Below are 7,917 nucleotides of genomic sequence, written 5' to 3'. Positions count from 1 at the left end.
CGGTGGCGACAGTCGAGGCGTGGAGGTCGTGGACCTCCCGCACGTGGTCGATCGCAAGGATGTGCGCTCGGACCCGGTCGAGGTCGAGGCCAGCCGGGGTGAACTCCATGAGGACGTGGGTAGTTTCTCGAACCAGAAGGAAAGCCCGGGGAATGATCATGAGCGCTATAGCGACAGCGGCGATGGTGTCGGCACGCTGAAACCCGGTGGTCATGATGAGCACGGCTGAGACGATGACCGCCAGCGTTCCCAGCGCGTCCATGAGGACTTCCAGGAACGCGGCGCGCATGTTGAAGTTCGCGCCGCGGCTGGACGCGAGCACGAGTGCGGCAGCGATATTGAGAGCCAACGCGACGACGCCGAAAATCAGCAACTCTGCACCCGCGACTTCTGGAGGGTTGCTCCAGCGCTGGACTGCTTCGACAAGGGCGTAGACGCTGACGCCGGCCAGGAGCAGTGCCTGGCCGAGGGCCGCCAAGACCTCGATGCGGCGAAAACCCCAGGTTCGCCGCTTGTTTGAGGGACGAACCATCAGTACCGCCGCGACCAGCGCGACGAGCAGCCCGATGGAATCAGTCAATGAGTGGACGACATCAACGAGCAGCGCCAGGCTGCCGGTGATCCAGGCGCCGACACCCTGAGCAACGACGATGGAGAAGACCAGCGCGAAGGCAATGCCGAGCTTTCTACGGAAGTCCGGTGCCGACGCGGCTTCCTCCGAACTCGGTCCGTGACTGTGTCCAGCACTCATAGTGGTTTCAGACCTTTCCTCGACTGGTGGATGGCTGCGACAATTGGGGCACTCGCATGACAGTCTCGGTCCACTGAGCCGCATCGCGATCATGGAGATCGCGGTGCTCGCGCAGCGAAAGCGTGGTCCCTGATGCGCTCAGGAGCGCCGCTGCAGACTCGATCAGGGCTTCCAACCGAGTTGGGTCCGCCAGCGAGAACCAGGAAGCCCTACCTTCGATCCGAACAGTCACAAGCCCGCAGTCCCGAAGACAGGCAAGATGCTTGCTCACCGTGGACTGAGCCAAGTGCATGTGATCAACCACATCCCGCACCCTGTGCTCGCCGCTGCCCAAGTGCTCAAGAATCGCCAACCGCGTCGGCTCTGCCAAAGCATGGAACAGCGCCGCGTACGCCCCGCAATCAACCGGCTGGAAGGGCTCGCCGACCAACTCCTCCGGGACCCCTTTAATCGCCATTGAGCGATAATATCACGCGCAGGCGATTAAGGGGCCGCAATACTTGTACGAGATTGAGCGGGGAGAGCCAATCAGGGGCGCTGCGTCAGCACTGTCAGAGTCCGAATGCTCCGCCGCTGATCAAAATGAAGGCGCCTAGGCCGATTAAGACAATCGGGAACAGGATGTGCTCCCAGCGCTCCAGGACTTCAGCGATCGGCCGGCGGGTGGCGACGAACCTTGCCAGGCCCACCAGTCCTGCCACCAGCACTAGGAACACGACGCAGTAGGCGACTACGGCTCCCGGGCCCACGTTGAGAAAGACGGGGACGTAGACGCCGATGTTGTCTCCACCGTTGGCGAAGGTTACGCCGGCCACGGTCCACACGGCGACGTTCTTGCCCTCGATCTTTGCGTCGTCGTCATCATCATCCCCGCGCCAGGCCTGCCACGCGGCCCACAGTCCCAAGCCGAGTGGGATCAGCCCGAAGTAAGGGATGGCCTGCGGGGGCAGGAAGGCTCCCGCGCCCAGGGAGACGAGCACTGCGGCGCCGAGGATGCCGATGAAGCCGAGGTACTGGCCGACCAGGATGCGTGCGGTGGTGCCGCGTTGGCCGGCGCCGCGGGCGAAGAACAGCGACAGGACGATAATGTCGTCGATATTGGTGGCAATGAACAGGCCGATCGCCTGCAGGGCCGAGGACAGGATCACGCCTGCACCTCCGTGGCGCGACAACCCGGCACTGAGCAGCCGGGCTCCAAGCAGGGGGCGTTTTCGTTGACCGCGAGGGTGACCTCGACCAAGGAGGACAGCGACCGCGCCAAGTGCGGATCTGCGATCTCGTACCGGGTCTGGCGACCTTCGGGCACGGCGACAACGATCCCGCAGTCGCGCAGGCATGCCAGATGGTTCGACACGTTCGACCGTGTCAGCTCCAAGTCCCGGGCCAGCTCCGCCGGGTAGGTCGGCTGCTGTAGCAAGGTCAGCAGTATCCGGGACCGTGTCGGGTCGGCCATCGCCCGCCCTAACCGGTTCATCACATCCACACGAGAGACAAGAGTCAGCATTTGCTGAACTATACAGCGTCTGCTGAACTGTTGCGGCATCGCCTTAACAACCTACAGATTTACGAGACAATGGTTGTCGGCCCGGGCGCGCGTCTGCCTCATGGGCCGGAAGCCACATTCGATGTCTCGCTAAGTCGCTTCGACGCACTCTGATTACGGAAAGGTTCAGAAAGCACGGTGCCGACCCCGGCCACCGCCCCAAAGCCTGTGACTCCTCGCACCAAGTTCTTCGTGCTCCTCGGTTCAATGCCAGTTCACATCCTCTTCGGGATCATGCTGATCAACTCGCAAACGATCCTCGCCGAGTCCTGGTACAGCGATCTCAACCTGCCGTGGATCCCTGACCTTCTTCACGCTCAGCAAGTCAGTAGTGCCATCGCCTTGGCCGCGGGCGAGGCGATGCTGTTCGTCGTACTCCTCATCCTCGGCCGCAGATGGCATTCCAGCAGCAGACAAACGCGACACTATGCCCACCGCGCCACGGCAGACGAAGGTGCCGAACTGCGCGCCGAGAAGGCACTACAGCAAGGGCCAAGCACCAACTGACTCGCACTCACCGAGGAGACCGCGCGTCGTCCGCAGGCAGCGATACCGACCAGCGGTTCGCTGACCTCCGGATTCGGCCAGCGCTGGGGGCACTTCACGGCGGCGCCCAGCCCGTTCTTGCCGGCGCGGTGCATGACTGTGATCCGCCTCCGCGTGTCCTCGGCGGCGAGCCGGTCCGCTACCTCCCCCGTGCCGTCGGGACTGTTGTCGTCCGCGATGAGGACCGACACGTCCGGAGCCGCGGCGAGCAGCCGCTCCACGACCCCCGGGAGGTTCTCCCGCTCGTCGTAGGTCGGATGATCACCAGCGTCCGCGCGGACGGGACACCACCGGCGGGCGTCAACGGATCGGTCACTTACATCTCCTCGAAGTCTTTTCCGAGCCGCCGCCGGGCACGGATGAGCGCCCAGGCCAGCCCGGCGAGCCCGATGAGACAGCACACCGCCTGTGGGATGCCGCCCAGTCGGGTTGCCAGCGTACCGGCCGCCCCCACCTCGACCTGCGCGGCCAGCACCGCGGGCTCGAAGATGCCGGTCTCCTGCCGGACCCGGCCGTCGGGCCCGATCACCGCACTCACCCCGCTGGTGGCGGCGATGAGGACGGGGATGCGGTGTTCCACGGCCCGCACCCGGGACATGGCGAGCTGCTGGTACGTCATGGGCGACCGGCCGAAGGTGGCGTTATTGGTGGGCACGGTGAGGATCTGGGCGCCCCGGGCCACCGGTTCGCGGGCGGCGGCGTCGAACGCGATCTCGAAGCAGATCGCCACGCCCAGGCCCACTCCAGCCGCGGTGACGAGTCCGTCGCCGTCTCCGGGGATGAAGTGGCCGGCACTGCGCGCGATGGGGAACAGTTTCTCCAGCGGTTCGCGTAGCGGGAGCCATTCGCCGAATGGCTGGATGTACCTCTTGTCGTGACGGTCGACGACCGGGTCTGCGGCGGGGTCTACGGAGCTGCCGTCCCAGACCAGGTACGAGTTGGTGGTCTCGGGCCCGTCCCCGGTCGGCAGGACGGTGCCCACGAGGATCGGCGCCCCCAGCCGCCGGGACAGCGCGCTGATCTGGGCGCCCGCACGTCGGTCGGCCAGCGGGGAGATGTCCGAGGCGTTCTCGGGCCACACGACGAACCGGGGTCGCGCGCGGAGGCCGGCCTCGACCTCGTCGGCGTACCCGGCCGTCACGCTTAGGTGGTTCTCGAGGACCGCGCGACGCTGGGCGTTGAAGTCCAGGCCCAGCCGGGGGACGTTGCCCTGGATGACGGCGACCTCGACGGCGGACGAGCCGGTCGAGAGGGCCGCCGAAGCGGTGACTGCGCCGCCGGCGACGAGGCCGGCCGTGACCGCTGGGACGGACACCAGCGCGGCCACCGCCCGGAGAGGTCGGTCCCTGCGGGCGAGGAGCAGGCACGCGATCCCGAGGGCCGCGCCGAGCGAGGTTACGGCGAACCCGAGCAGCGGGGCCCCGCCGAGCGAGGCCAGGGGCAGGAGCGGGCCGTCGGCCTGACCGAACGCCAGCCGCCCCCACGGGAAGCCGCCCCACGGCCAGGAGGAGCGGACCCACTCCCAGACCGACCACCAGCCGGCCACGCCGAGGACCGCGCCAGTCGCACGCAGTCCGGCCCGGCGCCCGGGTGCGAGGCCCGTCCGCAGGACCGGCACCGCCCCGGCACCGAAGGCGGCGAGGTACAGCGCCTCGACCAGGGACAGACCCCAGGCGGCGTAGGCCCCCACGTACAGGCCGACCCACGGGACCAGGAGGAGGAAGAACATCAACCCCGCCACGAACCCCAGGAGGGCGCCCGTCCGCGCGCGGGGCGCCGTCCCGCGCACCGGGGAGAGGACGACGACGAGGAGGGCGATCGCGAGGAGCGCCGCCCACCACAGACCGACCGGAGGGAACGAGGCGGCCAGCAGCGCGCCGGCCGCAGCCGCCCCCGCCAGCCGGAGCAGGACCGGGATCACTCCGCGGGGCCGGCGGGCCGGCTGTCCACCGTCGGCGTGTCCGTCGTCAGCGCGTCCTCTGCGTGTACGCCCGTCGTCGTCTGGCCGACAGCGGCAAGCGCGGCCAGAGTGTCGTCGTATGGGGTAAGCCGTGATGAGGGTGCGGGTTCGCGTGTGGACAGCGAGCTCACCGCGAACACCAGAGTCACGACGGTGAGTGCCGAGCCGAGCATATGGATCCCGACGAGCAGCTCGGGCAGTCCGGTGAAGTACTGGACGTATCCGACCGCACCTTGCGCCAGCGTGATCGCCAGCAGCCATCCCCACGCCCGCACTGCCCGTTGGTTCTGCTCTCGCCGGGCGAGGAGAAGCCCGACGACGACGAGCCCCACGAAGACCCACACAGCTAGCGCGTGTAGGCGCGAGACGAACGCCGGGTCCAGTGCCCAGCGGTAAGGCTCGGTGGCATCCCCGGAGTGCGGGCCGGCGCCAGTAGTGACCACCCCGAGTACGAGAAGAAGCACGCCGACGGTGCTCATCGCGAGCCCCAGGACGCGGGCGGACGGCGAGGAGACAGGGACGGCCTGGCCATCAGGACTACGCAAGCAGACCAGCAGGTAGGTCGACACCGCCACCAGCGCCAGTGAGATGAGCATGTGCGAGCCAACGATCGCCGGGTGCAGGTCCACCCAGACGGTGATGCCGCCGATGAACCCCTGGAGGCCGACGCCAATGAGGATCAGCCAGGCCAACCGCTTGACGGCAGGTGAACGTGAGGATGTCGGCTCACGTCGGTAGACCGCAACGAGCATAGCCAGCGCGATGACGCCGACGACGACGCCCAGCATGCGGTTGCCGAACTCGATGATCGGGTGGAACGTCATCGCCGCATGGAACTGCGGCGTGAACGCTCCCGGCTCACACACCGGCCACTCGGAGCAACCGAGCCCCGAACCAGTCAGGCGCACGGCCCCACCGGTTACGATGATCCCAATCTGAGCGATCAGGTTGGCGACCGCTACACCCCAGGTCAGCCGGTCAACCAGGCGGCCACGTCCCCGCGCCCGCAATTGGCCAACCGGAGTCGTCGATGCAGGAGCAGAACTCAAAGAGGACACACATCCAGGGTATAGGGCAGGTATCCCCAGGCGGACGAAGGACCCTGTAGCCGATCGGCTTACGGAACGTTCGCCGGCCCTGCCCTCGTCCGCATCGCCGGGAGCGGAGGCCGCCACAGAGCGTCGATAGAACGCCGCCACAAAACGGCGAACGCCAACACCGATGGCATCTCTTGAGCCGATAGCGACATCCGGCGCCTCATGAAACCTTCTCGGCAGGACACCGACGAGCTCGGCCTGACACTCGCAGCGAACCACTCCCCTACGCTCACGCCCCTGATCAACTACCCTCCCAACTATTTTCGTTATACGATTTGCGCATGGTCACAGACGAACAGATCCAGGAGTGGGCAGACGAAGCTGAAGCCGGTTATGACGTCGAAGAATTGAAACGACGCGGACGCGGACGTCCCGGTCGCGGCGCTGAACCGATGCAGGTCGTAGCCGTACGCCTCACCGCCGAGGAACTCGAAGTGCTGGACAAGATGGCCACTAAAGAGCACCTGTCACGCTCGGAAGCGATCCGACGCGCCCTGGCAAATTTTGCTGCGTGAAGGTCCACAACAGCGCACTCAAACACGGCGTCAAGCCCGAGGACGCGATCCAGACAGCCGACTGGCCCCAGTGGATCGAACCCCTTGCAGACGATGACTGGCCGCATCGTGAACTGCCACTGGGCTTCGACACGCGCGCCCGCTTGCTCGAGACCATTGTGCTCATCTTCAAAAGTGGTGAGCAGCTGATAATCCACGCCATGCCCGCCCGAAAACAGTACTGGAACCTACTGCCCTGACCCGGGTGAGTCGCGGGAGATTGTGTGCGTGCCAACGCCAGCCCCTGGCCCACGTCCTGTAGACCTCCTCGGAGCCTGGCCCCCCAATGGCCAGCCGGATCAGATGTCGCCCACTCTCATACATCGACCTCCAACAACCGTCCCAGTTCCTTGGTTCTGGGACGGTTTCCGTCAAACCCGGTCCCCTATCGATGGCGGCCCGGAAATGCGCCCCACATGTAGAGCCCACTATTCGAGGCCCACCTCGGCCGTCCGGGTCCAACTTTCGGAGCATTGAACTGGCGTACGTGCAGGTGTCGACGTCCACGACCCAGAGCAACAGGATGACCCCTGACATTGCTCCTACCTCACTCCGACCGGTGTCCTGTTTGACGATCCCCCACCAGCACAACAAAGTGCGGGCCAGGCTTGAACGTGGCCTGCGCGGGAGGCATGAAAAATCGTGCTGGTTAACCGTCCTGCATGTTGGTCCGGCATAGGCTGCCCTTGACGGCCTACCGTTCTGTGATGGACGGAATGCTCGTCGGGTACGCCCGATGCTCAACCCAGGGCCAAGATCTGCGTGCGCAACGCACAGCCCTCACACGCCTCGGCGTCGACAAAGATCTACACCGACCGCGGGTTCACCGGCCGCAACCGCGACCGCCCCGGACTGCGTGAGGCGCTGGCCGCGTGCCGCGAGTTCGACACCCTGATCGTGACCAAACTCGACCGCCTCGGCCGAAGCGCCGTGGACCTTCGCGCCATCGCCGACGAACTCCAGGCGAAAGGGACCCGGCTGAGCATCGGCGGATCGATCCACGATCCAGCCGACCCGACGGGCAAGCTGTTCTTCGGCATGCTGTCGCTGATGGCCGAGTTCGAATCCGACCTCATCCGCGCCAGAACCCGTGAAGGCATGGCCGAGGCGAAAAAGGCCGGCCGACTCAAAGGCAAACAGCCCAAGCTATCTGCCCTGCAGCGCAAACGCTTGCTCGCGGACTACGAATCCGGCGACTACTCCGCCAATCAGCTATGCGAAATCAGTGGCCTATCCCGCTCGGCAATGTACGCGACACTGCGCCGCGCCCGAGACGAAACCTGACCACAGCATCGACGCGAACCGCTACAACCCGAGTCGGTCCCCTCGACCGGTCGTGATGACGACTTCCGATATCCGTGCTGACAACTTCTGAAAGCGGCACTGACCGCCTTCGACAGACGCACGTCACCGGCGGCTGCACCGCCGCCGAACTCGGCCGACCCATCGGGGGTTCACTCGCACCT

Annotated in this window: 9 protein-coding genes and 2 pseudogenes; 4 read left to right on the top strand and 7 right to left on the bottom strand. The window is 66.0% G+C overall.

Features of this window, described 5'->3' with window-relative positions; translation table 11 throughout:
- From CK206_RS19420 to CK206_RS19405, 4 genes are all read right to left on the bottom strand, one after another.
- Positions 1–751, bottom strand: a 751-nt coding sequence (locus CK206_RS19420) for a cation diffusion facilitator family transporter (RefSeq protein WP_096907668.1), incomplete at its 3' end; no start/stop codon positions are given.
- Positions 752–758: 7 nt separating this feature from the next.
- Positions 759–1,208: a helix-turn-helix transcriptional regulator gene (locus tag CK206_RS19415; RefSeq protein ID WP_096907574.1), complete on the bottom strand. Its 450-nt coding sequence runs from the start codon at positions 1,206–1,208 to the stop codon at positions 759–761.
- A 94-nt stretch (positions 1,209–1,302) separates the two neighbouring features.
- The gene (locus tag CK206_RS19410; RefSeq protein WP_096907573.1) at positions 1,303–1,899 is read right to left on the bottom strand and encodes a cadmium resistance transporter; all 597 of its coding nucleotides are present in this window, start codon (positions 1,897–1,899) and stop codon (positions 1,303–1,305) included.
- Positions 1,896–2,255, bottom strand: coding sequence for a helix-turn-helix transcriptional regulator (locus tag CK206_RS19405; RefSeq protein WP_096907634.1), 360 nt, complete (start codon positions 2,253–2,255; stop codon positions 1,896–1,898). The genes CK206_RS19410 and CK206_RS19405 overlap by 4 nt, the downstream gene beginning before the upstream one ends.
- Positions 2,256–2,432: 177 nt before the next feature.
- Between CK206_RS19405 and CK206_RS19400 the strand changes: the two genes are divergently transcribed.
- The gene (locus CK206_RS19400) at positions 2,433–2,801 is read left to right on the top strand and encodes a cytochrome c oxidase assembly protein (protein WP_096907572.1); all 369 of its coding nucleotides are present in this window, start codon (positions 2,433–2,435) and stop codon (positions 2,799–2,801) included.
- Between the two features lie 94 nt (positions 2,802–2,895).
- Here the strand turns inward: CK206_RS19400 and CK206_RS19395 are convergent.
- From CK206_RS19395 to CK206_RS20585, 3 genes and pseudogenes are all read right to left on the bottom strand, one after another.
- Positions 2,896–3,156 (bottom strand): annotated as a pseudogene (locus CK206_RS19395) (glycosyltransferase); the annotation flags it as partial.
- Positions 3,157–4,761 (bottom strand): apolipoprotein N-acyltransferase, encoded by a 1,605-nt coding sequence (lnt, locus tag CK206_RS19390; RefSeq protein WP_173674860.1) that lies wholly within the window; start codon positions 4,759–4,761, stop codon positions 3,157–3,159. It abuts the pseudogene before it with no gap.
- On the bottom strand, positions 4,758–5,858 hold the full coding sequence (locus CK206_RS20585) for a heme A synthase (protein WP_096907570.1): 1,101 nt from the start codon (positions 5,856–5,858) through the stop codon (positions 4,758–4,760). The genes lnt and CK206_RS20585 overlap by 4 nt, the downstream gene beginning before the upstream one ends.
- A 320-nt stretch (positions 5,859–6,178) precedes the next feature.
- Here CK206_RS20585 and CK206_RS19380 point away from each other — a divergent pair, with 320 nt between their 5' ends.
- The 3 genes and pseudogenes from CK206_RS19380 (at position 6,179) to CK206_RS19370 (ending at position 7,735) form a co-directional block, all read left to right on the top strand.
- The gene (locus CK206_RS19380) at positions 6,179–6,412 is read left to right on the top strand and encodes a ribbon-helix-helix protein, CopG family (protein ID WP_096907569.1); all 234 of its coding nucleotides are present in this window, start codon (positions 6,179–6,181) and stop codon (positions 6,410–6,412) included.
- Positions 6,409–6,651: a toxin gene (locus CK206_RS19375; protein WP_096907568.1), complete on the top strand. Its 243-nt coding sequence runs from the start codon at positions 6,409–6,411 to the stop codon at positions 6,649–6,651. The genes CK206_RS19380 and CK206_RS19375 overlap by 4 nt, the downstream gene beginning before the upstream one ends.
- Before the next feature lie 507 nt (positions 6,652–7,158).
- A pseudogene (locus CK206_RS19370) lies at positions 7,159–7,735 on the top strand (recombinase family protein).
- Positions 7,736–7,917 lie beyond the last annotated feature (182 nt).

Origin of the sequence: Dietzia sp. WMMA184, assembly GCF_002441635.1 — a bacterium.
Taxonomy (GTDB): domain Bacteria; phylum Actinomycetota; class Actinomycetes; order Mycobacteriales; family Mycobacteriaceae; genus Dietzia; species Dietzia kunjamensis.
The sequence above is the reverse complement of the archived record's forward strand: the minus strand, read 5'-3'. Positions and strand labels throughout refer to the sequence as shown.